Annotated in this window: 24 protein-coding genes; 12 read left to right on the top strand and 12 right to left on the bottom strand. The window is 57.3% G+C overall.

All coding sequences use genetic code 11. The annotated features are described in order from the left end of the window. Positions 1-160 precede the first annotated feature (160 nt). Entirely contained in the window at positions 161-763 is a 603-nt protein-coding gene (locus tag GS614_RS17640; RefSeq protein WP_171171469.1) for an alpha-ketoglutarate-dependent dioxygenase AlkB, read from the top strand. Here the strand turns inward: GS614_RS17640 and GS614_RS17635 are convergent. Next, the gene (locus tag GS614_RS17635; RefSeq protein ID WP_152459578.1) at positions 760-1584 is read right to left on the bottom strand and encodes an ABC transporter permease; all 825 of its coding nucleotides are present in this window, start codon (positions 1582-1584) and stop codon (positions 760-762) included. The genes GS614_RS17640 and GS614_RS17635 overlap by 4 nt on opposite strands. A gap of 122 nt (positions 1585-1706) precedes the next feature. Here GS614_RS17635 and cysQ point away from each other — a divergent pair, with 122 nt between their 5' ends. The 7 genes from cysQ (at position 1707) to GS614_RS17600 (ending at position 9711) form a co-directional block, all read left to right on the top strand. After that, positions 1707-2504, top strand: coding sequence for a 3'(2'),5'-bisphosphate nucleotidase CysQ (cysQ, locus tag GS614_RS17630; RefSeq protein WP_171233551.1), 798 nt, complete (start codon positions 1707-1709; stop codon positions 2502-2504). After that, positions 2504-3304, top strand: coding sequence for a 3-deoxy-manno-octulosonate cytidylyltransferase (locus GS614_RS17625; protein ID WP_152459580.1), 801 nt, complete (start codon positions 2504-2506; stop codon positions 3302-3304). The genes cysQ and GS614_RS17625 overlap by 1 nt, the downstream gene beginning before the upstream one ends. A 70-nt stretch (positions 3305-3374) precedes the next feature. Beyond that, positions 3375-4358 (top strand): UDP-glucose 4-epimerase GalE, encoded by a 984-nt coding sequence (galE, locus tag GS614_RS17620; protein WP_171726932.1) that lies wholly within the window; start codon positions 3375-3377, stop codon positions 4356-4358. 7 nt (positions 4359-4365) lie between these two features. Further along, positions 4366-5409, top strand: coding sequence for a glycosyltransferase family 2 protein (locus GS614_RS17615; RefSeq protein WP_371809412.1), 1044 nt, complete (start codon positions 4366-4368; stop codon positions 5407-5409). Positions 5410-5593: 184 nt separating this feature from the next. After that, positions 5594-6580 (top strand): glycosyltransferase family 2 protein, encoded by a 987-nt coding sequence (locus GS614_RS17610; protein WP_171726954.1) that lies wholly within the window; start codon positions 5594-5596, stop codon positions 6578-6580. Continuing rightward, positions 6577-8277, top strand: coding sequence for a beta-1,6-N-acetylglucosaminyltransferase (locus GS614_RS17605; RefSeq protein ID WP_171206487.1), 1701 nt, complete (start codon positions 6577-6579; stop codon positions 8275-8277). The genes GS614_RS17610 and GS614_RS17605 overlap by 4 nt, the downstream gene beginning before the upstream one ends. A 6-nt stretch (positions 8278-8283) precedes the next feature. Next, positions 8284-9711, top strand: a complete 1428-nt coding sequence (locus GS614_RS17600) for a nodulation protein NodH (RefSeq protein ID WP_171171483.1) — start codon at positions 8284-8286, stop codon at positions 9709-9711. 7 nt (positions 9712-9718) lie between these two features. Here GS614_RS17600 and GS614_RS17595 read toward each other — a convergent pair whose 3' ends face one another. The 8 genes from GS614_RS17595 to GS614_RS17560 all read right to left on the bottom strand — a co-directional run bounded on the left by GS614_RS17595 (position 9719) and on the right by GS614_RS17560 (position 18958). Continuing rightward, positions 9719-10237, bottom strand: a complete 519-nt coding sequence (locus GS614_RS17595) for a murein L,D-transpeptidase family protein (protein ID WP_171116742.1) — start codon at positions 10235-10237, stop codon at positions 9719-9721. A gap of 59 nt (positions 10238-10296) precedes the next feature. Then, positions 10297-11082, bottom strand: a complete 786-nt coding sequence (locus GS614_RS17590) for an ion transporter (RefSeq protein WP_152459586.1) — start codon at positions 11080-11082, stop codon at positions 10297-10299. 21 nt (positions 11083-11103) lie between these two features. Continuing rightward, complete coding sequence (locus GS614_RS17585) at positions 11104-12333, bottom strand: class I SAM-dependent RNA methyltransferase (RefSeq protein WP_171726931.1); 1230 nt, start codon at positions 12331-12333, stop codon at positions 11104-11106. Between the two features lie 39 nt (positions 12334-12372). Next, the gene (locus GS614_RS17580; protein ID WP_171726930.1) at positions 12373-14205 is read right to left on the bottom strand and encodes an ABC transporter ATP-binding protein; all 1833 of its coding nucleotides are present in this window, start codon (positions 14203-14205) and stop codon (positions 12373-12375) included. Next, complete coding sequence (locus GS614_RS17575; RefSeq protein ID WP_171726929.1) at positions 14202-16040, bottom strand: ABC transporter ATP-binding protein; 1839 nt, start codon at positions 16038-16040, stop codon at positions 14202-14204. The genes GS614_RS17580 and GS614_RS17575 overlap by 4 nt, the downstream gene beginning before the upstream one ends. A gap of 191 nt (positions 16041-16231) precedes the next feature. Continuing rightward, positions 16232-17386 carry a CCA tRNA nucleotidyltransferase gene (locus tag GS614_RS17570; protein WP_171726928.1) on the bottom strand — a complete coding sequence of 385 codons (1155 nt, stop codon included), beginning with the start codon at positions 17384-17386 and terminating at the stop codon, positions 16232-16234. Continuing rightward, positions 17383-17997 (bottom strand): CoA pyrophosphatase, encoded by a 615-nt coding sequence (locus tag GS614_RS17565; RefSeq protein WP_152459591.1) that lies wholly within the window; start codon positions 17995-17997, stop codon positions 17383-17385. Before GS614_RS17565 ends, GS614_RS17570 begins: the two co-directional genes overlap by 4 nt. Further along, a complete protein-coding gene (locus tag GS614_RS17560) occupies positions 17972-18958 on the bottom strand; it encodes an Hsp33 family molecular chaperone HslO (protein ID WP_171726927.1) in 987 nt (328 codons plus the stop codon). Before GS614_RS17560 ends, GS614_RS17565 begins: the two co-directional genes overlap by 26 nt. Before the next feature lie 76 nt (positions 18959-19034). Between GS614_RS17560 and GS614_RS17555 the strand changes: the two genes are divergently transcribed. Next, on the top strand, positions 19035-19478 hold the full coding sequence (locus GS614_RS17555) for an NUDIX hydrolase (RefSeq protein WP_152459593.1): 444 nt from the start codon (positions 19035-19037) through the stop codon (positions 19476-19478). Here GS614_RS17555 and GS614_RS17550 read toward each other — a convergent pair. Then, on the bottom strand, positions 19475-20749 hold the full coding sequence (locus GS614_RS17550; protein WP_171726926.1) for a PP2C family protein-serine/threonine phosphatase: 1275 nt from the start codon (positions 20747-20749) through the stop codon (positions 19475-19477). The two genes, GS614_RS17555 and GS614_RS17550, sit on opposite strands and share 4 nt — an antisense overlap. Before the next feature lie 163 nt (positions 20750-20912). Between GS614_RS17550 and GS614_RS17545 the strand changes: the two genes are divergently transcribed. Continuing rightward, entirely contained in the window at positions 20913-21242 is a 330-nt protein-coding gene (locus GS614_RS17545; RefSeq protein ID WP_171726925.1) for an Hpt domain-containing protein, read from the top strand. On the opposite strand, the gene ilvA is transcribed toward GS614_RS17545, so the two are convergent. Together ilvA and GS614_RS17535 are read right to left on the bottom strand one after the other, a co-directional pair. Next, positions 21239-22465 carry a threonine ammonia-lyase IlvA gene (ilvA, locus tag GS614_RS17540; RefSeq protein ID WP_152459596.1) on the bottom strand — a complete coding sequence of 409 codons (1227 nt, stop codon included), beginning with the start codon at positions 22463-22465 and terminating at the stop codon, positions 21239-21241. The two genes, GS614_RS17545 and ilvA, sit on opposite strands and share 4 nt — an antisense overlap. A 58-nt stretch (positions 22466-22523) precedes the next feature. After that, a complete protein-coding gene (locus GS614_RS17535) occupies positions 22524-23231 on the bottom strand; it encodes a hypothetical protein (protein ID WP_371809411.1) in 708 nt (235 codons plus the stop codon). Positions 23232-23432: 201 nt separating this feature from the next. Between GS614_RS17535 and GS614_RS17530 the strand changes: the two genes are divergently transcribed. Both GS614_RS17530 and GS614_RS17525 read left to right on the top strand, forming a co-directional pair. Then, on the top strand, positions 23433-24659 hold the full coding sequence (locus tag GS614_RS17530) for an argininosuccinate synthase (RefSeq protein ID WP_171171502.1): 1227 nt from the start codon (positions 23433-23435) through the stop codon (positions 24657-24659). 32 nt (positions 24660-24691) lie between these two features. Continuing rightward, complete coding sequence (locus GS614_RS17525) at positions 24692-25096, top strand: DUF1810 domain-containing protein (protein WP_171726953.1); 405 nt, start codon at positions 24692-24694, stop codon at positions 25094-25096. Positions 25097-25135 lie beyond the last annotated feature (39 nt).

Genomic DNA, 25135 nt, shown 5'->3' with positions numbered 1-25135 from the left:
GGCATCCCACCCCCGATCTGATGTGCGCGACAGCACTACCATCGCGCGTCCCGGCGTATATAAGGGCGAGGCAAGAGGCCTGCAAGCACCGTAGAGTGCAGGTTTTCGGGAATTTGAGGTCTTTTTTGGCAAGAAATTGGAAAGGTTTGGGGTTTCCGGAATGACGCGGGTGGTCTTGCGAGGGTTCGAAATCAGAAAAGGCTATATTGACCCTGCTGCCCAGGCACGGCTGATCGCGGCCCTTCGACCGATTCTGAAAGCGGCACCCTTGTTTCGACCCGTCACGCCGTCGGGCAAAGAGATGTCGGTGCGCATGACCTCGGCCGGGGATCTGGGGTGGGTGACCGACAAGGCAGGCTATCGCTATCAGGATAAGCACCCGAAAGGCGGGGTCTGGCCTGAAATCCCCCCGGTCATTCTTGATATCTGGCACGATCTGGTCAGCACCGAGCGCGCGCCGGATTGCTGTTTGATCAACTACTACGGGGAAGGCGCCAAAATGGGCCTGCATCAGGACAAGGACGAGGCAGATTTTTCCTGGCCCGTTCTGTCGGTTTCCCTGGGCGATGACGCCTTGTTCCGAATTGGGAACACAACCCGTGGCGGCAAGACCGAGTCGATCTGGCTTGGCTCGGGCGACGTGGTGATCATGGGCGGTCCGGCACGATTGGCCTATCACGGAATCGACCGGATCAGATACGGATCATCCCGACTGTTGCCAAAAGGCGGACGGATCAACTTGACGCTGCGGGTCGCATGTTAGCGGCGCGCGTTCCAGCTTTGCGAAACATGCTGGCGCGTGAAAAACTCAGCCATCAAACCGATCATCAACAAGGCTATCCCGACCCATAGCGCGTATTCCCAACTTGTGTTTCGCGGAAAGTAGTTTCGGAAGATGAAGCCCCGGCACTGGTCGATAATATGAAACAGCGGGTTCCAGGCGAACATCATCAGCAATCCGCCGCCCAGTGTGTTTGCAACGAACATCTTTCCCGAAAACACCATGTTCAGGCGACGGTAGATATTGGTGAGCATTCCCACAGTCGTCGGAAACCATGGTTTCATCGCCATGAACACCAAACCCACCGCGCATCCGGTAAACCAGGCCATTATCAGCATCGCGAAAGCACCGCCGGGATCCTGCACCTCGATCGGGGCGACCGCGACACTGTAGATGAACAGGATCACGAACATGGCCAGCAGTTGCTTGTAAAGAATACCGAGCGCCGCAGACAGGATCGTCACCATCACATTCATCGGCGAATGGAGCATCATCGGATTGTTCGCGGACCCAACCCCTGAAATCGCGCCTATCGATTGGATGTGCAGCATGAAGGGGAACACGCCGGACAGGACATACAGCAGAAATTCGCCCCTGATTTTCGGTATTCCACCCCGGCCCATCAGTGACATGAGCAGGTAGAAAGTGGTTCCCATCACCACAAGCTGCAAAACATTGATCAGGATGGCGACTATTGCATTCGGATGTTGCGAGCGCACCTTTCGCACGGTGGCATGGAATACCAGCTCAGCCGTCGTGAAAGCGCCGCCCAGCAGCGTTTGGTTGCGCTTGAAATAGAACATTCAAAGGGTCTTTTCTGCTTCGTCGCCTCTAAACTGGCATGAATATCTTGCCGTTCCGTAACCGCCGCATCATAAGTCGATCGCGATTTTGGATCAACAAACCACAGGAACGGAGCTTTTTTGTGACCTACGACGCGCTTATTCCCGTCATCCGGCGACTGGCTCTGGAGGCAGGCGACAAGATCATGGAAATCTACGAGGCGGATGATTTCGATGTCAAAGTCAAATCCGACTCCAGCCCTGTGACCGAGGCAGACGAAGCCGCTGATGCATTGATTTCGGCAGGCTTGCGTGCGGCATTCCCGGATATTCTTCTGGTCACCGAAGAACAGGCCGCTTCCCATTCTGAAAAAGGCGACACTTTCCTCATTGTTGATCCGCTGGACGGCACCAAGGAGTTCATCAACCGTCGCGGCGACTTTACCGTCAACATCGCACTTGTCGAAAACGGAGTGCCAACCCGGGGAGTGGTCTATGCCCCGGCGCGGGGTCGTATGTTCTTCACGCTGGCTGATGGCCGCGCGGTCGAGGAAACAGGCGCTTTCGACAAAAACGAGACCGGTCCTTTGACACCCGTATCAGTCTCTGAACCGGATAATTCCGGGCTTTTGGTCGTGGCGTCGAAGTCCCACAGGGATCAGGCCACCGAGGACTACATCAACAAATATCACGTGAAGGACAGCAAAAGCGCGGGGTCGTCACTCAAGTTCTGTCTGGTTGCCACGGGCGAGGCGGACATCTATCCGCGCGTCGGGCGCACGATGGAATGGGATACGGCGGCAGGCCATGCGGTACTGGCCGGAGCCGGTGGCCGGGTTGTGCGTTTTGACGACCATACTCCGTTGCTTTATGGCAAGGATGGCTATGCAAATCCGTTCTTTATTGCCTACGCTCCGGGTGTTGAGTTGAAGGAAGCCTGATGTCTGTACTGATTGCCATTCCCGCCCGTTACGCTTCGACCCGCTATCCCGGCAAGCCGCTGGTTCCCCTGACCGGCGCAAAAGGCGCGTCCATGACACTGATCGAACGGTCCTGGCGTGCAGCCAGGTCAGTCTCGGGTGTCGATCGCGTTGTTGTTGCGACGGATGATGAGCGCATTCGCGACGTGTCCGAGGGCTTTGGGGCCGAGGTCGTGATGACCTCGGAAACCTGTCAGAACGGCACCGAACGATGCGCCGAAGCGCATGAGGTTCTGGGTGGCGGGTATGACATCATCGTCAACCTGCAAGGCGACGCTCCGCTGACCCCGCATTGGTTTGTCGAAGATCTGGTTTCCGGCCTGCGCGCCGCCCCGGATGCCGGTGTTGCGACCCCTGTCCTGCGCTGTGACGGCAGTGCGCTGAACAGTCTGCTGAACGACCGCAAGCATGGCCGTGTCGGTGGCACGACGGCAGTGTTCGGACGCGATCACAGTGCGATGTACTTCTCGAAAGAGGTCGTCCCCTTCACGTCGCAGACATACGCCGGCGATGAAGCGACACCCGTGTTTCACCATGTCGGCGTTTACGCCTATCGGCCCGACGCCCTTGCGGCGTATCCGGGCTGGCCAGCCGGGCCTCTGGAACAGCTGGAAGGCCTGGAACAGCTCAGGTTCATGGAAAACGGGCGCAAGGTTCTGTGCGTCGAGGTCGAGGCAAGGGGCCGTCAGTTCTGGGAGCTGAACAACCCGCAGGACGTGCCCAAGATTGAAGAGATGATGGCAGCCATGGGGCTGGAGTGACGTCTTTTCCCCATGACTCTGACGGCGCCTTTGGCGAAACTGTTCCTCAACCAGCCCCGATGGATATGCCATGAAGACAATTCTTGTCACCGGTGGTGCCGGGTATATCGGCTCACATGCCTGCAAGGCGCTTGCGCAGGCAGGTTACCTTCCTGTGACCTACGACAACCTGATCACGGGTTGGCAGGATGCGGTGCAATTTGGCCCTTTTGAACAGGGCGACCTTTTGGATCGGGACCGCCTGGATGAGGTGTTCGCGAAACACAAACCAGATGCAGTGATGCATTTCGCGGCGCTCAGCCAGGTTGGCGATGCCATGCGTCAGCCCGGCGTGTATTGGTCGAACAATGTCACGGGTTCACTGAATCTGATTGAAGCAGCCGTTGCGGCCGGCTGTCTGGATTTCGTCTTTTCGTCCACATGTGCCACATATGGCGAGCACGACAATGTGGTTCTTGATGAATCCACGGCGCAGTATCCCCTGAACGCCTACGGGGCATCAAAACGCGCGATCGAAGATATCCTCAAGGATTTCGAGGCGGCTCATGGGCTGCGCCATGTCATTTTCCGGTATTTCAACGTTGCAGGTGCAGACCCCGAAGGGGACGTGGGCGAGTTTCATCGCCCTGAAACCCATTTGATCCCGCTGATGTTGGACGCGATTGACGGCAAGCGGGACGGTCTGACCGTCTTTGGCACGGATTATGATACGCCCGACGGCACCTGTATCCGCGATTATGTACATGTTTGCGATCTGGTAGATGCGCATATTCTGGGGCTGGGCTGGCTGGAACAGGGCAAAGGCAGCCGTGTCTTCAATCTGGGCACCGGGTCCGGGTTTTCCGTTCTAGAGGTGATCGAGCAATCCAGGTCCGTCACCAACCGTCCCGTGCCGTATACTGTAGGCCCTCGTCGCGCGGGAGATTGCACCAAGCTGGTATCTGGTTCTGTGCGGGCTGAAAATGAACTGGGATGGAAGCCCAAAAGATCTACGTTAGAGACGATGATCGCAGATGCCTGGCGCTGGCACCAGAACGGCCACTACGAAAAATGAGGACCCGGTGACATCCAGCACTGCTTTGACACTTCCCCGGATCGGATGGGCACGGAAGTACAGGTTGCGCTGGAAACGCCGGCGGCTGCTCTGGAGGTCGCTACGCAGCCGACATCAGTTGACCTGCCAAAAAGATCAGACATCCCGAATCCAGCGGGGTGACATATTGGCCTTTGTCACCTTGCGCAATGAAATCATCCGCCTGCCCTGGTTCTTTCGTCACTATCGCGCCTTGGGCGTCGATCATTTTCTGATCGTCGACAACGGCAGCGACGATGGATCATCCGAGTATCTGCAAGATCAACCGGATGTCTCGGTGTGGAGAACCCATTCCAGCTATCGTGGATCGCGGTTTGGCCTGGACTGGTTGACCTGGTTGCAGATGCGCTATGGCCACCGCCACTGGTGCCTGATGGTGGATGCGGATGAACTGCTGGTCTATGCCCACTGCGACACCCGGTCCCTGCATGACCTGACAACCTGGCTGGACCGGCACGGGAAGATCGGGTTTGGGACGCTGATGCTGGACCTCTATCCCAAGGGCCCCTTGGGTGATGCGGCTTATGACCCGGACACCGACCCCACAAATCTGCTGTGCTGGTTCGATGCAGGACCGTATCGCGCGCAGCGGCAAAGCCCGATGGGCAATCTGTGGGTGCAGGGTGGCGCGCGGGAACGGATGTTCTTTACGCAAACGCGGCAAAGATCGCCCACACTGAACAAGATCCCGCTGATGCGCTGGTCGCGGCGCTATGCCTACGTGAACTCATGCCATTCCGCACTGCCGCGCCGTCTGAACGAAACCTATGATGGACCGGGCGGCGATACCCCGTCGGGCGTGTTGCTGCACACGAAGTTCCTGCCGGACGTTATCGAGAAATCCAACACCGAAAAGCAGCGACGCCAACATTTTCATGATCCGGACCAATTCGGGCCATACTACGATGGGATAATCAACCAGCCGGACATGTGGACCCCACAGTCGGTGCGCTACACCGGGTGGAGCCAGCTGGAACAGTTGGGTCTGATGAACGGCGGAGGCTGGGATTGAAAACGAAAACAAGGGCATCAACCGCACGTTTACAGTTTGCGGGTTTTAAAGACGTTGCGTCAGAAGATGCAAAGATGGCATAAACCGGTAATGCCATGTCGTGCCAACGGTCACGGCTGGTTCGGGGAAAGCTCGCGTTATAAAAAGGTTGGGCAGTCACGTGAGCCTGTTTGAATCCTACAAAATGAGATTGCGGCGCAAGCGCCGTATTCTGCGCTGCCTCAGACGACGCCGCGAGCTCAAGCCAGTCAGCAACAACACACAAGCTATACGGCGTGATGATATCCTGCTGATGAGCGTTGTGCGGAACGAGAAAGTTCGCCTGCCCTTCTTTCTTGAATATTATCGCAAACTGGGCATCAACCATTTTCTGTTTGTCGACAACAACAGCGATGATGGCAGTTTTGAATTTTTGAAAGAACAGGCTGACGTTTCGGTCTGGCGGACGACGACCAGCTACAAACGGGCAAGCTATGGTCTGGACTGGTCGAACTATCTGCTGCGCAAATACGCGCACGATCACTGGGTGCTGAGCGTCGATCCGGACGAATTCTTCATCTATCCGTTCTGCGACACCCGTCCAATCCGAGCCTTGACGGATTGGCTGGATGGCAGTGCCGTGCGCAGTTTTGGCACGATGCTGATCGACATGTACCCCGAAGGTCCGGTGGACGCCGACCCCTATGCCGAAGGTCAGAACCCGTTCGAAATCGCGCGCTGGTTCGATCCCGGGAATTACATGATCACCAAGAACCCCGAGTACAAGAACCTTTGGATTCAAGGGGGCCCACGGGCGCGCGTGTTCTTTCAGGACAACCCCTCCAAAGCACCGGCGCTGAACAAGATTCCGCTGGTAAAATGGAACCGGCGCTATGTCTATGTCAGCTCGACCCATTCGCTTTTGCCACGCGGGCTCAACCAGGTTTACGACGAATGGGGCGGCGAAAAGGCCAGCGGGTCACTGCTTCATGCCAAGTTGATCAATACTCTTGGGGAAAAAGCCCGCGAGGAATTGCTGCGTGGCCAGCACTACCGGGGCTCGGGCGAATACAAGGCCTATGCCACTCAGCTTGAGGACAAGCCTGTTTTCTGGTGCGAGTGGTCGGAGGCCTATATCAACTGGCGACAGCTTGAGATCCTGGGCCTCATGTCGAAAGGAAACTGGGCATGAGCGGTCTAGGTATTGTCATGTTGGTTCATACCTCACTGGACCGTGCCGAGCAGGTCGCGCGCCACTGGACAGCAGCGGGATGCCCGGTGGTCATCCATGTCGATCGCAAGGTGCCAGACACTGTCTATTCCCGGTTTGTTGCGTCCTGTTCGAACAATCCATCGATCGTGTTTTCAGACCGACATCGGTGCGATTGGGGGGGCTGGGGTATCGTTGCCGCCTCGCAAAGCGCGTCCGAGTTGATGCTGGAGCGTTTCCCCGAAGTTCGGCATGTATTTCTTGCCTCGGGGGCCTGCCTGCCATTGCGACCGGTTCAGGAACTGATCGATTACCTGTCTGACCGGCCGCGTGTCGATTTCATCGAAAGCGCGACGACATCCGATGTCAGCTGGACCATCGGCGGGCTGGATCATGAACGGTTCACCTTGCGGTTTCCGTTTTCGTGGCGCAAGCATCGCAAACTATTCGACACATATGTAAAACTTCAGCGTCTGATAGGGTTTCGCAGGAAAATCCCCGACGGCCTGGTTCCGCATATGGGAAGCCAGTGGTGGTGCCTGACCCGCCAAACGCTGTCGGCAATCCTTCAAGACCCCAGGCGCAAGCTGTATGACAAGTATTTCCGTCATGTCTGGATTCCGGATGAAAGCTATTTCCAGACGCTTGCGCGGTTGTATTCCACGCATATTGAAAGCAGGTCCCTGACCCTATCCAAATTCGATTACCAGGGCCGCCCGCACATCTTTTATGACGATCATCTGCAATTGCTGCGTCGATCGGATTGTTTTGTCGCCCGAAAAATCTGGCCCCGCGCAGAGCGATTGTACCAGGCATTCCTGACAGATCAGGCCGGGGCGATGAAACCGGCGGAACCCAATCCGGGCAAGATAGATCGCGTATTTTCCAAAGCGGTGGAACGGCGAACTCGTGGGCGCGACGGGCTGTATATGCAAAGCCGTTTTCCCCGCCATGGCAGTGAAAACGGTCTGACATCGTCACAATATTCCGTATTCCAAGGCTTTTCGGAATTGTTCGAGGATTTCGAACCTTGGTTGGCCGCAACCACCGGAGCCAGAGTCCACGGGCATCTATTCGGGCCGGAACGCGCCGAATTTTCGCAAGGAGAAGCCATAACAAATGGTGCCCTCAGCGACAGTGCGGCGCTGCGGGACTATAACCCGACCGCCTTTCTGTCGAACCTGATCTGGAATACGCGCGGTGAACGCCAGTGTTTCCAGTTCAGCCCGCGGGACACTCAGGAAATCAACTGGTTTCTGGCGCGGGACAAGAACGCTCAGATTTCGGTCATCACCGGCGCTTGGGCGATCCCATTGTTCCGATCCAATATGAACTTCTCGGAAATCCGGAGTGAAGCGGCGCGCCTGCAACAGATTGAAACCAAGCAGCTGGAGGTGCTGACATCGGTCTGGACCAAGGCGCGGATGCGCAGTTGGACGCTGGCCGACTTCATTGAATCTCCGATGGATGCCTTGCAGGGTATTCTAGAAGAAATCGGCATGCAGCAGACCAGCCATCTGACCGAAGTGCCAACCATGGTCGATCTGTCCGGATTCGGGAAGTTTCTGCAAAACCTCAAGAATCAGGGAATGCACCCATATCTGATGGGTGATTTCCCGGCGGACGATGTGTTCGGTCGCCAGGAAAAGCCATATCGAAAACCGTATCTGGTGCAGTGATTGCCCATGTCAGCCCATTTTGATTACTTCGTGATTCTGGCCGCCATGCGCACAGGTTCGAACCTGCTTGAGGCCAACCTGAACGCGCTGGAAGGGGTCACCTGTCACGGAGAGGCGTTCAATCCGCATTTTGCGGGCAGCCTGAAATCCGATCGTCTGCTTGGCCTTTCGCTGGAAGACCGGGATGCGGACCCCATGAGAATGCTCAAGGCCATCAAATCAGCACCGGGTGACATCAATGGCTTCCGATATTTCGAAGACCATGACCCACGTATCCTGAAATCCATGCTGAACGACCCGCGCTGTGCCAAGATCATTCTGACCCGCAACCCATTGGACAGTTACCTGTCGCTGAAAATAGCACAGAAAACGCAGCAGTGGCTGCTGAAGAATGTGAAACGCCGCGTCGACGCGCAGGTTGACTTCGACGCCGACGAATTTTCGGATTACCTGAACCAGCTGCAAGACCATCAGCTTATGGTGCAACGGCACCTGCAAAAGACAGGCCAAACCGGGTTCTTCATTCACTATGACGACCTGACCGAGCTGGAGGTCATAAACGGGCTGGCTGTATGGCTGGGGGTTGAGGGGCGGCTGACCCGACTGGATGATACCCTGAAACCGCAAAACCCGGCGCCGGCATTGTCGAAGGTCACCAATCCTGATGAAATGAAACAAGCCCTGTGCGATCAGGATCGGTTCGGATTGCATCGGTCAACAAGCTTTGAGCCGCAGCGCGGCGCGGCTGTACCGCTTTATGTTGCCGCTGCAAGGTCTCCTTTGATGTATTTGCCCATTCGGGGCGGAATAGAGCCTGTTATCGTGCAATGGCTGGCTGATCTGGACGGATGTCAGACCGACAAGCTGATCACGGATCGAAACCGCAAACAGGTCCGCTCATGGAAACAGGGCCATCCCGGACATCGGCAATTCACTGTTCTGCGTCACCCTCTGGCGCGGGCACATACGGCGTTTTGCAGTCACATTCTGAATACCGGACCAGGCAGCTACAAGATGGTGCGGAATTATCTTCGCAACCGGCTTAAGCTGCCGATCCCGGGGCAAGTGCGGGACAACAATTATTCTGCCGAACAACACCGCGAAGCTTTTTCGGGCTTTCTGGACTTTCTGCGCCTTAACCTCAACGGGCAGACACCGGTCCGTGTGGACGGAACGTGGTGCAGCCAGTCCAGGACGTTGGAGGGAATCGCATCCTTCACGATGCCAGATCTGATTCTGAGAGAAGAGGATCTGATGACGGCCTTGCCGGATCTGGCGCGTAGCATGGGGCATTCAAACCCGCCTCAGCCTGGCTCCTGCGCACCGGATGAACCATACGCTTTGGACCAGATCTACGACAAAAACCTCGAAGCGCTGGCGGTTGACGCCTATCAGCGCGACTATGAAGCATTCGGATTCAGTGACTGGCGCTAAAAACGTCCTAAGGGCGCAGGGTTATCAGCGTACCTTTGTTAACCATCGCATAAATCTCTTCGATTTCGTCATTCTTGACCGCGATGCATCCAGCTGTCCAATCCCGCTTCTTTTTTGCGCGTCTCCGCTCAGAACGCAGATTGGGTTCACCGTGGATGAAAATATCCCCACCCGGATCAACACCCGCAGCCTTGGCTTTGGCGACATCCTGCGAGTTGGGATAAGAAATGCCCAGAGACAGATGATACCGGCTTCTGGGGTTGCGACGGTCAATCAGATAGGTGCCCTCGGGCGTTCTGCCGTCACCGCGCTGGTTCTTTGTTCCATTCGGCGCAAACCCCAAATCGACGTCATATTCCCTGAGGATCTTTTCGTTGTGCAACAAGTAAAGTTTGCGCGTGCCCTTGTTGACCACCAAAGAGGTCACCTCGGGTCCGTTATAAGTCAGAAATCTTGGGCCGCTAGAGGCACAAGCCGAAAGGCTCAGCGTTGCCAACGCGCCTAAACCGAATACTCGACGATCCATGTTTCACTGCCTGCTCTGCTTTTTTTCGATCATTATGCCAAAAATGGGAAAAACTGAAATCACTTTTTGATGTTCGACTGCTCGGCCAGTCTACGTTCGATGCTTTCCAGCCGTTCCAGAACCTCATCGCGATAGGCATCGGTTTTAACCTCATCCTCGGCATGATGGGCATCCTGCATCGAATTGACGATCAGACCCACCAACAGGTTCACCACCGCAAAGGTCGTGACCATGATGAAGGGAACAAAGAAGACCCAGGCATAGGGATAGACCTCCATCACCGGACGCACGATGCCCATCGACCAGCTTTCCAACGTCATGATCTGGAACAGCGTATAAGCAGACAGGCCCAGATCGCCGAACCAATCCGGGAACGATGCCGAAAACAGCTTGGTCGAGATTACCGCACCGATATAGAACAGAATTGCCATCAGCAGAAACACGCTGGCCATGCCGGGAAGGGCCGAGATGAACCCTTCGACCACGCGACGCAGACGAGGCGCCACGGAAATCACGCGCAACACCCGCAGAATTCGCAGGGCGCGCAGCACCGACAGACCTCCGGCGCTGGGAACCAGGGCAATTCCAACGATCAGGAAATCGAATATGTTCCAGCCATTTGTGAAGAACCTGCGCCCGGTGGCAATCAGTTTCATGGAAATTTCAGCCACAAAGATCGCCAGGCAAAGCCTGTCCAGCGCCACGATCAAGGGGCCGGCCAGTTCCATCAGGGTCGGCGATGTCTCCATCCCCAAAAGAATGGCATTGAAAATGATCACGGCCGTTATGAACCGCCCGAAAACGGGCGCTTCGATAATATTCAGCAAACGCTGTTTGGACCCCATGTGTCAGTTTCCCCGGTAAGATCAAGATGCTGCGTTCAGAACAAACCGCGCAGCAAGTTCCGTGTGTGTTGACCATCGAAATTGGTCAACGACCTGTACCCATTCAAGGGTGTAACCCGCGTTAACCAGCGTTTTCGCATCACGCGCAAAGGTGACGGGATTGCACGAGACATAGGCGATCACCGGGCGTTGCGCCTGTGCAATCTCATCTACCTGAGCTTCGGCACCGGCACGAGGCGGATCCAGAACAATGGCGTCGAAAGATTTCAGCTCGTCCGGCATCAGCGGGCGGCGGAACAGGTCACGGGCCTCGGTTGTTACGCGTTTCAGCCCGTGTGCCCGGCGCCAGCCCTGATCTAGCGCATCAATCATGGCGGCCTCGCCTTCAACCGCGTGAACTTCGGCGCTTTCCGCCAACGGCAGAGAGAACGTTCCGCAGCCTGCAAACAGGTCTACGATACGTTTCGCACCCCGTGTAGCCTCGGAAACTGCCTTTGACAGAGCCTTTTCTCCGTCCTTTGTTGCTTGCAAGAAAGCTCCGGGGGGTGGCGTGACTCCGGCTGCTCCAAAGCGCTGAACCGGCGCATGCCGCATGGCAATAACCTCATCATCCCAACTGAGCCGGGCCAGCCCATGTTTCTCGGTCGCCTGCGCCAACGCCAGTTCCAAGGGGCCGTCCAGCGGTTTGCCACCTGTTACGGCCACATCCAGACCAGCTTCGGACAGTGTGAGCGTGACAGCCAGAACGCCCTTGCGGCTTGCGCCCAGGTTGGCCAGCGCCTCGGCCACCGGAATGGCCGCGATCAAGGCCGGGTCAAGCAACCGGCAATCGGGTATCTCGGTGATTGTGTCGGATGCACGACCGTGAAACCCCGCCAACGTGCCCTTTTTCGTGCGCCTTACGGCAATCGTAGCCCGCCGACGTGACCGTTCGGTCGATGTGTGTATCGGGCGCAAGGGTGCTTCGAGATCCTGCGCCATCAGCGCCTTGCGGACGATTTGCATTTTCCAGTCGGCCACAAATGTATCGGATGCGTGCTGTAACTGGCAGCCACCGCACGCTTTGTAGTGGCGGCAAGGCGCTTTGACACGGTGTTCGGACGGTGTCTCGACCCGGATATCGGTCACTTGCTGACCGACAAGGGTGCCGCTGACGATCTCGCCGGGAAGGGTACGAGGGGCGTAAACAGGACCATCGGCAATGCCGTCGCCCTGATGTCCAAGCCGTGTGATTGTGAATTGCTGCGTCATGAGAGGCCTGATAGCCGGGCTTTCGCAGCAAAAAAACCCTTATTCCGCAGCTTCTGCCTGAATGAACCCGCCCGACTGGCGGTGCCAGAACCGCGCATACAGGCCGCCCAGGTCCAGCAGCGCCTCATGCGTTCCGGTTTCGACGATCCGGCCCTCGTCCAAAACAACAATCCGGTCCATTTCGCTGAGTGTCGACAGCCGGTGCGCGATGGCCAGAACCGTTTTGCCCTGCATCACCCGATGCAGCGCGGTCTGAATCGAAGCTTCAACCTCGGAATCCAGAGCCGATGTCGCTTCGTCGAGAACCAGAATTGGAGCATCTTTCAGAATGGCGCGCGCCAGAGCAATCCGCTGTCGTTGCCCGCCGCTGAGTTTCACGCCCCGTTCACCCAGATGAGCATCATAGCCTTTTCGACCATGAGCATCTTCAAGACTCAGGATGAAATCATGCGCTTCGGCCTTTTTTGCGGCCTCGATCATCTCGGCCTCTGAGGCGTCCGGCCGGCCATACAGAATGTTCTCACGAGCAGACCGGTTGAACATCGCCGTTTCCTGCGTGACCATTCCTATCTGTCGGCGCAGGCTGTCCTGCGTTACCTGTGACACGTCCTGGCCATCGATACGAATGGCGCCACTTTCCCTGTCATAGAGCCTGAGCAACAGTGAGACGAGCGTGGATTTCCCCGCCCCGGATGCACCGACAATGCCCAGCTTTTCGCTCGGGTTGACGGTCAGGCTCAAATCCGTGACGCCACCGATATCGCGACCGTAAGCAAAGCTGACGCCTTCGAAAGAAATCGACCCTTCGGTCACGTCAAGGTCCTTCGCCCCGCGCATATCTTCGACCCGGTCACGCTTGGCCAGCGTCTTCATCCCGTTTTCGATTTCACCGACATTGGCATACAGCCCCATCAAGGTGAAACTGACCCAACCGGTCATCTGAGCAATTCGGATCGAAACGGCCCCGGCAGCCACGATATCCCCGGCGGTCGCCATGCCGCCCTGCCACAGCCACAAGGTCGCGCCCAGCAGCAAGACAGGCAGGACACCAGCCAGCGTCATGAGGATGAACCGGAAACTTGCCGACAACTTGCCGAAATCCAGCGATTTTTCACGCAGATCCACCATCGATTCACGCGCCGCCTGATCTTCGAATTCTGAGTGGGCGAACAGCTTCACGGTTTTGATGTTGGTGATCGTATCGACCACCTGCCCAGACACCATCGCCCGCGCCCCGGCCCGCGCGGCGGAACGTTTGCGGATGCGCGGCAGATACCAGCGCACCAGCATGAAATACACAGCCAGCCATGCCGCGAAGGGCAGCATCACCAAAGGATGAATAGACCCTAACAAAAGCAAAGACCCCACCAGAGACGCCAGGGCAAACACAATCGCGCTGATCGTTTCCGACACGACCGAAGCCATGGCGTTCGATGTCTGCATCTGCTTTTGCGCGATCCGACCGGCAAAATCATCGTCGAAATAGGTCACCGACTGACCCAAGGTCCAACGGTTCAGCTTGGCCAGAACCAAAGGTGTGATGTTTGGCATGACAATGTAGTTGTTCGACAAGGATGACAGGCCAAACAGGATCGGGCGAAGCAACATGAAGAAGGCGACCGCACCGAGGATCATCCACATATTTGCAGCGGTCAGAAAATTCTCGGGCCCGCTGGCGGTCGCCACATCAATCACGCGGCCCAGCATCCATGCCGTGACCGCCTCCATCGCGCCTGCAATGGCCGAGAAGAACGCCGCAACAAACAGCATCGGCCACGCCCCGGACAGGCTCCAGCGGATGAACGCCCCCAACGTCTGCGGTGGGGGCGTTTCGATGTTCCTGAACGGATAGATGAGGTCGGCAATCCTCATTCAGCAGCCTCCGGGTTCATGAAACCACCAGATTGCCGCGCCCAGAATTGGGCGTAAAGGCCACCTTGCGCCAGAAGATCGGAATGCGTGCCTTCCTCGACGATACGGCCTGCATCCATCACCAGAATGCGATCCATCTGCGCGATGGTACTGAGCCTGTGGGCAATGGCGATTACGGTTTTTCCTTGCATCATGCCGTAGAGGGTTTCCTGAATTGACGCTTCGACCTCAGAATCTAGGGCGGATGTCGCCTCATCCAACAACAAGATCGGCGCATCCTTCAAGATCACCCGCGCCAGCGTCACACGCTGCCGCTGGCCACCTGACAGCTTCACCCCCCGTTCACCGACATGCGCGTCGTACCCGGTCCGACCCTGCGGATCTTGCAAATCGAGGATGAACTCATGCGCTTCGGCCTGTTTGGCGGCGGCGATCATCTGCGCCTCGGACGCATCCGGCCTGCCATAAAGGATGTTGTCGCGAACCGAGCGATGCAGCAAGGCGCTGTCTTGTTGAACCATACCGATATGGCTGCGCAGACTGTCCTGGGTGACGTTCGCAATGTTCTGACCGTCAATATAAATCGCACCGCGTTCGACGTCGTAGAACCGCAACAGCAGCTTTACCAGGGTTGACTTGCCAGCGCCGGAGCGACCGATCAGGCCAATCTTTTCACCCGGTTGGATGGTCAGGTTGATATGGTCCAAACCGCCGGCCTCGCGTCCATAGTGATGCGAGAGGTCGCGGATCTGGATCTCTCCCTTGGTAAGCCGCAAGGGTTTTGCATCAGGTGCGTCGATCAAATCGATGGGCTGGGCAATGGTCTCCATCCCCTCGGCCACGATACCAAGTTGGCGAAAAAAGCTGGTCAGGGCCCACATGATCCATCCGGTCATGGCGTTCAGGCGCAGGGTCAAGGCGGTAGCCGCCGCAACAACTCCGACCGAAGCGCTGCCCTGCATCCACAACGCGATCGCCCAGCCCACAACACCCACGATCAGCATACCGTTCAAAGTGACCAGAACGGCATCCATGATGGTGAAAATCCGCATTTCGATCTGAAATGTCCGGCGGGTTTCCTCGATCGCCTCGCGGGCATAGTCCAGCTCTTGCGGGCCATGGGCAAACATTTTGACCGAATGGATGTTGGTATAGCTGTCCACCACCCGTCCCGTGACCGTCGAACGCGCGTCCGATGCCGCCTTTGACGCCGGGCCGACACGCTGAACGGTCCAACGAACCAGTGCCGCATAGAACGCAAACCAGATCAGCAGCGGGATCAATAATCGCGGATCCGCCGCATACAGCAGGATCGCCGCACCGATCAGATAGGCCAGCGAAAATGAAATCGCGTCAAATACCTGAAAGACCACTTCGCCCGCCGCGGGCGGTGTCTGCATGATCCGGTTTGCAATCCGCCCGGCAAAGTCGTTTTCGAACCAGCCGACCGACTGACGCAACACGTGTTTGTGCGCACGCCAACGGATCAGCGTACCAAAGTTCGGCAAAATCGTATTGTTCAGCAGAAGTACGTCGACCAAATGCAGAAGCGGACGCAACAGCAATACAAAGGCCGCCATCAACAACAATTCCATTCCGTGATTTTGCCAGACCTCTGACGGCGTGCCGCCCAACAGATCCACAACGCGACCCATGTAGTAGATGAGCCCGATTTCAACGCCCGCGACGACAATGGAAATCAGCGCCGCCCATACAAATACCCGAAAGAACGGTCGCGAATAGTCCAGCATGAAGGGCCACAAGCGCGTCGGCGGAATGTCAGCCTCGCGGTAGGCAACAAAAGGGTCAACAAGGTTTTCGAAATAGCGAAACATGGAGAGTGCTCCGATTTTGCAGAAACAAAGACGTGCGAAGAAAGATGGCGCCTGAACACCACCCTTTACGGGGCAAGTGTCCCGGCTTTAGCCGAACCAGATCCCGTAATACATTCGCAGTCCTCCATCCATGTAACAGGCGCACCTAAGCACAAAGGATCAAAGTTGTCATCCCTTCTTGAGACTTCGCACTAATGTGCCAGCAACTCTTCGCGAGACAGCGCAAAACCGGAAGCGATCCAGCGTTTTTCCAGCTCGGCCAGCTTCTTGCCCAGCGCCGGGCCTGTGAAGTTGGGGATCAGATCCCTGGCCTGGACAGGGAAACGCGCTGCTGCGCCTGCATGCAGATCGCGCCGCAAATCTTCGGACCAGGGTTGTTCCAGAAAGGCGCAGCGCAAAAGCGTCTCGTGCAATCCGCCTTCGTCGCCATAGCGGTATCCCAGTTCAGCTATACTGGTTTCGGCCTGTGCCTCTTCACGCATCCTTGTCAGGCGTTGCAACTGCGAACGGCTCAACCGCAATGTCGCGGCATCCTCGGGCGCGGCAATGGCTGCCAGACGGCGCACCGGATCGGGATCGGCACCGGCCGCCCGTTCCAGCGCGATCAAAGGGGCCAAAGACCGATCGTCCGCCCCCGGCAACACCCGGGCCAAAACACCGGTACTGCGCATGGTCGCAACGGCAGGGGCCGGATCAGGCGATGCCAGCAATTTCAGCAGCTCTGCCCCGATCCGCTCGCGCGACAATGACTCCAGCCCGTCAAGATTGGCGCCGATGGCGGCCAGGGCATCGGGGTCGAAACCGCCATCCGGATCCCCGTACCAGGCGTGAAAACGGAAGTAGCGAAGCGAGCGGAGATAGTCTTCGCGAATGCGGTTCTCGGCGGTTCCAATGAACCGCACCAACCGGGCCTCGAGGTCGGGAAGACCACCCAGAGGGTCCAGCACGGTGCCATCGGGTTGGGCATAGAGCGCGTTCATGGTGAAATCCCGTCGCGCCGCGTCTTCTTCGACATGATCGGAAAATGCCACCACCGCGCGACGGCCATCGGTTTCCACGTCACGGCGGAAGGTGGTGACCTCGTGCGGGATGCCCGCGCTGACCACCGTGATCGTACCATGCTCGATGCCGGTCGGAATGGCCCTGAGCCCGGCGGCCTGCGCCAGCTCGACGATCTGCCCGGGCCTTGCATCGGTGGCGATGTCGATATCCGACACTGGAGCACCAAGCAGCGCGTTGCGCACGCATCCACCCACGAAAAGCGCCTGAGCCCCGGATGAGGTCAGGGCCGAACAGACCTTTTGCGTCGCTGGTTCACTGATCCAAGCTTCGTCAATCAGCATCATTCATTCACCCGTGCAGCAAGCCCGCGCAATATGCGGGCGGTCGCGCCCCAAATGTAATAGGGGCCGTACGGAACTGCGTAGTATCTGCGTCTCTGGCCGCGCCATCGGCGCGACTCGACCAGATAATTCTCAGGATTCAAAAGATGGGCAAGGGGGGTCGAGAAAACTTCGTCCACTTCGCCGGGTTCAGGCACGGGTTGGAACCTGTCCCGCAAAACTGCGACAACCGGTGTTACTGTGAACGAGGTCACGGTCTCATGCGTCGGCAGAAATCCCAGGATCTCGGGCATTTCAGGGGGCAGGCCGATCTCTTCCTCAGCTTCCCGCAGAGCCGCAGCCGTAACATCAGCATCGGTTTCGTCCTGTTTGCCACCGGGAAAGGCGATCTGGCCCGGGTGATGCTTCAACGCGGATGAGCGTTTCGTCAGGATGACCTGCGGTGTGTCATCAGCCAGGGAAATGGCCACCAGAACACCGGCGGGTCGCAACCGTCGTCCGGGCGGCAGAACGGTATCCGGGTTCAAGTCAAAGTCGCTGGACCCGTGACCGGGGCGGCGCAGGGCCGCCCGGATCTTTTCAACCGGGTCATGCACCTTTGGGGTCTTCGGCATCGAATCCGACAGTTGCCGGGTCCAACACATAATGAGCCCCGCAGAACTGACAATCCGCGGTGACTTCGCCCTCGGGCGTGGTCATCTTTTCGATATCCTTGGCCGAATAGATCGACAGGCTCTGTCGCACACGATCCTCGGAACAGGTGCAGCCAAATTGCACGGACTGCGCATCATAGACACGCGGCTGTTCCTCGTGAAACAGGCGAACCAGAAGGTCGGTCGGCGCAACAGAGGGGCCGATCATCTCCAAATCCTCGACGGTATCCAGCAGGATATTGACGCGACCCCAGTTTTCACCTTCTTCGCCATCGACCAGATCGGCAGCGGTCAGGATGTCACCGGTTCCTTCACCCGACGCGGCAAAGGGCGACGCTTTGGGCATGTGTTGCAGCATGATGCCGCCTGCACGCCAATGCTCGCCCATGCCCGGCTCGGTCGATTTGCCGAAGCTCAGCGAAAACCGCGTCGGCAGCTGTTCGGATTGCGCAAAATACGACTCGGCGCAGGCGCTCAGCGATCCACCGGCCAGCGGAGTGATGCCCTGATACGGCTGCGTGCCCTCTCCCTGATCGATCATGATGGCAAAATACCCTTCGCCCACCTGATCGAAAGGCGCAGAATTGGAAAGCCGGTCCCGGTCAAAGCTGGCATAAGCCCGTATCTGGGCGGGCTGGCCCTCTTCCTGCGGCGCATAATAGTCGGTTGCGATCATGCGCACCGCCCCTTTGGACTGTACCTGCAACGACAGTTTCCAGCGCAACGCAACCGTTTGGCCGATCAACGCGGTCAGCAAGGCCATCTCGGCCACAAGCGCCTCGACCTGCTCGGGATAGTCATGCTGTTTCAGGATACCATCCAGCACGCCATCCAGACGGGCCACGCGGCCGCGCATGTCGGATGCATCAAGTTGAAAGGGCAGGACGATATCGTCCCACGCGATTTTTGTTCCAAGAGACATGGGGTTTCCTTACACGCCACGGGTTGGCATACCGGCACCATATAGGTCGTACAGATCGGGTTGAAAGGGGCCATACATGATCAGGCGGTTCGGTGAAACCCCCGAGACGGGGCGGAAATACACCCGAAGGGTTGGCGTATATGCCCTTTTGCCACGTGGCGGCCAATTGCTGTTGACCTGTCAGACCGAACCGGGCCCGGATCTGCAATTGCCGGGTGGAGGCATCGATCCGGGCGAATCACCGATTTCGGCCTTGCATCGCGAAGTCTATGAAGAAACCGGGTGGCACGTTGCCAACCCGCGTCGGATCGGCGCATTTCGCCGGTTCACCTATATGCCCGAATACGATCTGTGGGCCGAAAAGGTCTGCCTGATCTACCGCGCCCGTCCCGTACGCCGCAAAGGCCCGCCGAGTGAGGCATTCCACGAAGCACTGTGGATGGAAGCCGCCGATGCCGTTGAATTGCTGGGCAATGACGGTGACCGGCACTTTGCGGAAATGCATCTCAGTTCGCTTTAAGGCCCGTTATATTCAAAGAAAACGGCGGATACGTCATCCCCAATGCCATCTTTGGGCGAAATCTCCTGGGTCAATCGCCAGAACATGTCGTCCAGAAACTCCGACCCGCCCTTTTCAGAAATGCACTGCTGGGCCATCTGTCGCAAACCGTCTTCCTCCAGCAAACCGCCTTCGGCAAGCTGACATTCGGTAAATCCGTCCGAATACACCAACAGTTTGTCGCCGGGTTTCATGTGAATCTCGATTTGCTGAAAGCTCGCGTCTTCGATCAGCCCGATCGGCAACCCGCCATCACCCAGAAATTCAGTGCTGCCATCCTGCCGCAGCAGAAGCGGATGCGGATGCCCGGCCTGCACCATCTTGAGATGCCCGTTTCGAAGATCCACAATGGCGTAGACCATCGTGAAATATTCCTCGATCCCTTCATCCGCCATCAATCGGGAATTGAGCATACTGGCGACGTCTTCCGGAGGCAGCAGTGCATAGAATTTGTTGAACCTCTTTTCCATTGCGACATTTTGATCGAAATGCTTGCTGGAAAGATAACCGCCCAGACGCGCCGTCATCATGGCCGAGGTGATGCCATGCCCTGATACATCGATGCTGTAGAACCCCAGCCGATTGACCCCGGGCGAAAACATGCCAACAAGGTCTCCTCCGATATGGCCACAGGGTTTCAACAACAGGCTGACCCGGGATTTTCCAAAGCTCCGCGTGAACTCCGGAACCAGCGATTCCTGGATTTTTCGGGCCTGTATGAGGTCCTTGTCGATCGCGTCATGCGCCAGCCTGAGTTCTTCCAGCGCGGATTCAATCAGGCGGTTTTTCTGCGAAAGCTCGCGCTGCATGTCCAGAATGCGCGCGCCTGCGGATATGCGCGCCCGCAATTCATCCGCCTCAAGGGGTTTGATCAGAAAATCGTCTGCCCCGGCATCCAGCCCGCGCGCAACCTCCTGCTTTTCACTTTTGGAAGTCAGGAGGATGAAATAACAATATTGATCGGAATCCAGGGCGCGAAACGCATTGCAGAACTCAAGCCCGCTCATCCCCGGCATGACCCAATCGCTGAGAACAAGATCGGGCGGATCGTCCAGACAATGCGCCAAAGCGGCATCGCCCGTATCGGCCTCGACCACCTCAAAGCCCCATTTTCTGAGCGATGCGACCAGGATGCGCCGCTGTAGACGGCTGTCATCAACAACCAGCACCTTTCGGATCGCGCCGAAATCCAGATCTGATCTGGTTTCCTCAAGACTCGCCCTTGGCACCATTTGCCCTCTGACCTGATGCGTTCATTCACACAGGGCGATCCTAGTGGCGGCGGTTTTAACATCCGGTGAAGACCGAAGGCAGCAATCCCGCTTGGCCGTTAACCCGGTTTTTACTGCTGTTGCCTATTCCTGAAAACGCATGTTCAACGGCAGGTGACGCAGTATGATCCACTGGGGCAGAGTCCGACAATTGCGGGACGAGGTTGGCCCGGATGAGTTTGATGAGGTGGTCGACATCTTTCTGGAAGAAGTGCAGGAGGTCATCGCCCGCCTGCATCAGGATACAAGCCGGTCCGAACTGGAACAGAACCTGCACTTCCTGAAAGGCAGCGCGCTCAGTCTTGGATTCGATCAGTTCTCGAAACTCTGTCAGGACGGCGAACGGCAGGCGGCCGCGGGTCAGGGCGAGGATGTCGATGTGCCCGCTATTCTGGCCGTATTTGACAGCTCGAAACAGAAATTCGAGGCTGAGCTGCGCCAGAATCTGGATTAAATAACGAACTGCGCCAGCGTTTCGTCTTCGGTTATATCGGTGTAGGTGAACCCTGCCTCATCCAGATGCGCGAACAGACGCATGAAGTTTTCAGGCTTGCGGGTTTCGATCCCGATCAGGACCGAGCCGAAATTGCGCGCCGATTTTTTCATGTATTCAAAGCGGGCGATATCGTCCTCGGGGCCCAGAATACCCAGAAATTCTTTCAGCGCGCCGGGGCGTTGCGGCAGGCGCAGGATGAAATACTTCTTCACCCCGGAATAGCGTTGGGCGCGTTCTTTGACCTCGGGCAGGCGCTCGAAATCGAAATTGCCGCCCGACGTTACACAGACCACGGTTTTGCCCCGTACAAAACTTTGGATATCACCCACCGCTTCGATCGCCAGCGCGCCAGCGGGCTCAAGAACAATGCCTTCGACATTCAGCATCTCGATCATGGTGGTGCAGATTCGGTCCTCGGACAGAACCAGTACGTCCGACAGATGGCGTGATTTCAGCAGTTCGAACGGTTTCTCACCGATCCGTCCAACCGCAGCGCCATCGACAAAGGTATCCACATGATCCAGCGACACAGGATGCCCCGCAGCCAGCGCAGCGCGCAAACAGGCACCTCCGGCCGGTTCGACAAACAGACAATGGCTGCGATCCCCGAACCACGTGGCCACGCCCGAGGACATGCCGCCGCCGCCAACCGGCAGAACGACGTGATCCGGCACACCGCCCATTTGCTCTTCGATCTCGACCGCCAGTGAGGCCTGGCCTTCAATGACATCAGCGTCATCGAAGGGTGACAGGAAATACCCGCCCTGCTGCGCGCACCATGCTTGCGCGGCGGCCAGAGTATCGTCGAAATAGTCGCCAGTCAGGTGGATCTCGATATTGTCGCCGCCGAAAATGCGGGTCTTTTGAATTTTCTGCTGCGGCGTCGTCACCGGCATGAAGATCACTCCGCGCACGTCCAGATGCTTGCACATGAACGCCACGCCCTGCGCGTGGTTGCCAGCACTGGCACAGACGAACAGGTCCTGCCCCTGCTGCTTGCGCATGGCATTGAACGCACCACGGATCTTGTAAGACCGCACTGGGCTGAGGTCTTCGCGCTTGAGCCAGATATCGGCCCCATAACGGTCAGACAAATGGGCATTCCGTTGCAACGGTGTTGCCGGAAACACGGTGCGCATCGCCTGTTCGGCAGCGCGGGCGCAGGTCATGAAATCAGTCATGTCGATTTCCCTGCCCCATCATCGCGATAAGGGCAAGGAATACATATGTGTACGCCGCTCAGGACAGTTCGCGTTTTTCGATGAAGATTCCGTACATCGTGGTCAGGATACTGACATTGATCATCGGCAGAATGAGCGTGCCAAAGAACACGGTCAGCAATACGCCCAGCACAGGTATTATTGCCAGAAGGGTGAAAGCCAGCTGCACCAGAATCTGGAACAGGAGGGCGACGAGTAGCAGCAACAAGATTGCACCGCTGACCCCGGACGTGTTGTTCCATGCCTCACCGATCGATATGGGATTTCCTATCGCCGCCGCGGGCAGAATAATTGACAGGCGATAGAAGCACACGACCAGAAAAACGGTGTAAACAATCACCAGAATGGTCGAAAGCACCGCAAGGCTTTCGCCTAGTGCAGCAGCGACCAGACCCATGGGGATATACGCGATCACCATCAAAATCCCCAACATCAGAAAACGACCGAAATAGGCAAGAATCCTGTCGAAGCGGAATGTCGGGAGTATTCCCGTGGGATACTCTTCCATCAGGATGAAGCGGTGCCATGACACCGCAATCCAGAACATCGTGACGGACATTACCGCCAGCAAAACGACCACAAGAACAAAGGCTGAACCTGCAGTTGCACCTGACGGCAACGCGCCTGCGTTGTCTTCAAGCGCCTCAAGCGGAATACCAAGCGCCAAGAACACGCCCACGATGATGATCGTCGCAATAAGAGCAGGGCCAACCGTAATCTGCAGCACCTGCTTGATGTTTCCAAATACCATCCGCACAGAATGCAAGAAAATCTGCCATCCCAACATTTGAAACCGCCCCTTCAACCAATGCTTGTTATTCTCTGCACCCGTTTCACCCCAATTCAGGTACTGCGTCAATCCTCACAACTTGCCCCCGCGCTCAAAACCCGCTAGGGGCCAATCGTTCTACGCATAAAGGGAAGTCAGATGTCCGCGCCCAAGAAAGTTGTTCTGGCCTATTCCGGTGGCCTTGATACCTCGATCATCCTGAAATGGTTGCAGACCGAATATGGTTGTGAAGTTGTAACCTTCACCGCCGATTTGGGTCAGGGTGAAGAGCTGGAGCCCGCCCGCAAAAAGGCCGAGCTGCTGGGGATCAAGCCCGAGAACATCTATATCGAGGATATCCGCGAGGAATTCGTGCGCGATTTCGTCTTCCCGATGTTCCGGGCCAACGCGCAGTACGAAGGTCTGTACCTGCTGGGCACGTCTATCGCACGCCCCCTGATTTCGAAACGTCTGGTCGAAATCGCCGAAGCCACCGGCGCTGACGCCGTGGCGCATGGTGCGACCGGCAAGGGCAACGATCAGGTGCGGTTCGAACTGGCGGCCTATGCGCTGAACCCCGACATCAAAGTGATTGCACCCTGGCGCGAGTGGGATCTGACAAGCCGCACCAAGCTGCTGGAATTCGCCGAACAGAACCAGATTCCGATCGCCAAGGACAAGCGCGGCGAGGCCCCCTTCTCGGTCGATGCCAACCTGCTGCACACCTCGTCCGAGGGCAAGGTTCTGGAAGACCCCGCCGATATGGCGCCGGACTATGTCTATCAGCGCACCGTCCACCCCGAGGACGCGCCGAACGAGCCCGAATTCATCGAGATCGGCTTTGAAAAAGGCGACGCGGTCAGCATCAATGGCGAAGCGATGAGCCCGGCCACAATCCTGACCAAGCTGAACGAATACGGCGGCAAACACGGCATTGGTCGTCTGGACCTGGTCGAAGGTCGTTTCGTTGGCATGAAATCGCGTGGCATCTATGAAACTCCCGGCGGCACCATCCTGCTGGAAGCGCACCGCGGTATCGAATCCATCACCATGGACCGCGGCGCGATGCACCTGAAAGACCAGCTGATGCCGCAGTATGCCGAGCTGATCTATAACGGCTTCTGGTACTCGCCTGAACGTGAAATGCTGCAAGCCGCCATCGACAAGAGCCAGGAACACGTCACCGGCACCGTCCGCGTGAAGCTGTACAAGGGTCTAGCCTCGACCGTGGGCCGCTGGTCGGATCACTCGCTGTATTCCGAAGCGCATGTGACCTTCGAAGAAGACGCGGGTGCCTATGATCAGAAAGACGCCGCGGGCTTCATCCAACTGAACGCGCTGCGGCTGAAACTGCTGGCCGCGCGCGACAAGCGGTTGTCCAAGTGACCGAAGATGACGGTCTGAACGACGAACTGGAAATGTTCATCGAAGCGCAGGACACGGTCTGGGCCGATGTCCTGCGCGAACTGGAACAGGGGCAGAAGACCAGCCACTGGATGTGGTTCGTGTTTCCGCAACTGGCCGAGCTGGGCCAGTCCCATATGGCGCAGCTTTACGGCATCGAAGATCTGGATGAAGCCACGCGCTATCTGAACCACCCGGTACTGCGCCACCGTCTGACGCAAGCGGCCTCGTTGATGTTGCTGCATCAGGGGCGCGCCGCCAGCGACATTCTGGGTGGGGTTGACGCGAAAAAGCTTCGCTCTTCGATGACATTGTTTTCCTTGGTGGCAGATGCTCCGGCCGAGTTTCAGGCAATTCTTGACGCTTTCTACGATGCCGAGCCTTGCGCGCGAACCGTTCAGAGCCTTGGCGCATCGTGATCGGAAGTTCCAGTCGGGTCAGCCTTGCCTGTTCGATAC

This window comes from Ruegeria sp. HKCCD6604, assembly GCF_013110635.1.
Lineage (GTDB): Bacteria > Pseudomonadota > Alphaproteobacteria > Rhodobacterales > Rhodobacteraceae > Ruegeria.
Note: the sequence above shows the minus strand (reverse complement) of the source record. Positions and strands in the feature narration are given on the sequence as shown.

Coding starts and splice junctions, on each gene's coding strand:
- GS614_RS17640 (WP_171171469.1), top strand. CDS start 161: ATGACGCGGGTGGTCTTGCGAGGGTTCGAAATCAGAAAAGGCTATATT.
- GS614_RS17635 (WP_152459578.1), bottom strand. CDS start 1,584: ATGTTCTATTTCAAGCGCAACCAAACGCTGCTGGGCGGCGCTTTCACG.
- GS614_RS17625 (WP_152459580.1), top strand. CDS start 2,504: ATGTCTGTACTGATTGCCATTCCCGCCCGTTACGCTTCGACCCGCTAT.
- galE (WP_171726932.1), top strand. CDS start 3,375: ATGAAGACAATTCTTGTCACCGGTGGTGCCGGGTATATCGGCTCACAT.
- GS614_RS17610 (WP_171726954.1), top strand. CDS start 5,594: ATGAGATTGCGGCGCAAGCGCCGTATTCTGCGCTGCCTCAGACGACGC.
- GS614_RS17605 (WP_171206487.1), top strand. CDS start 6,577: ATGAGCGGTCTAGGTATTGTCATGTTGGTTCATACCTCACTGGACCGT.
- GS614_RS17600 (WP_171171483.1), top strand. CDS start 8,284: ATGTCAGCCCATTTTGATTACTTCGTGATTCTGGCCGCCATGCGCACA.
- GS614_RS17595 (WP_171116742.1), bottom strand. CDS start 10,237: ATGGATCGTCGAGTATTCGGTTTAGGCGCGTTGGCAACGCTGAGCCTT.
- GS614_RS17590 (WP_152459586.1), bottom strand. CDS start 11,082: ATGGGGTCCAAACAGCGTTTGCTGAATATTATCGAAGCGCCCGTTTTC.
- GS614_RS17585 (WP_171726931.1), bottom strand. CDS start 12,333: ATGACGCAGCAATTCACAATCACACGGCTTGGACATCAGGGCGACGGC.
- GS614_RS17580 (WP_171726930.1), bottom strand. CDS start 14,205: ATGAGGATTGCCGACCTCATCTATCCGTTCAGGAACATCGAAACGCCC.
- GS614_RS17575 (WP_171726929.1), bottom strand. CDS start 16,040: ATGTTTCGCTATTTCGAAAACCTTGTTGACCCTTTTGTTGCCTACCGC.
- GS614_RS17570 (WP_171726928.1), bottom strand. CDS start 17,386: ATGATGCTGATTGACGAAGCTTGGATCAGTGAACCAGCGACGCAAAAG.
- GS614_RS17565 (WP_152459591.1), bottom strand. CDS start 17,997: ATGCCGAAGACCCCAAAGGTGCATGACCCGGTTGAAAAGATCCGGGCG.
- GS614_RS17560 (WP_171726927.1), bottom strand. CDS start 18,958: ATGTCTCTTGGAACAAAAATCGCGTGGGACGATATCGTCCTGCCCTTT.
- GS614_RS17555 (WP_152459593.1), top strand. CDS start 19,035: ATGATCAGGCGGTTCGGTGAAACCCCCGAGACGGGGCGGAAATACACC.
- GS614_RS17550 (WP_171726926.1), bottom strand. CDS start 20,749: ATGGTGCCAAGGGCGAGTCTTGAGGAAACCAGATCAGATCTGGATTTC.
- GS614_RS17545 (WP_171726925.1), top strand. CDS start 20,913: ATGATCCACTGGGGCAGAGTCCGACAATTGCGGGACGAGGTTGGCCCG.
- ilvA (WP_152459596.1), bottom strand. CDS start 22,465: ATGACTGATTTCATGACCTGCGCCCGCGCTGCCGAACAGGCGATGCGC.
- GS614_RS17530 (WP_171171502.1), top strand. CDS start 23,433: ATGTCCGCGCCCAAGAAAGTTGTTCTGGCCTATTCCGGTGGCCTTGAT.
- GS614_RS17525 (WP_171726953.1), top strand. CDS start 24,692: ATGTTCATCGAAGCGCAGGACACGGTCTGGGCCGATGTCCTGCGCGAA.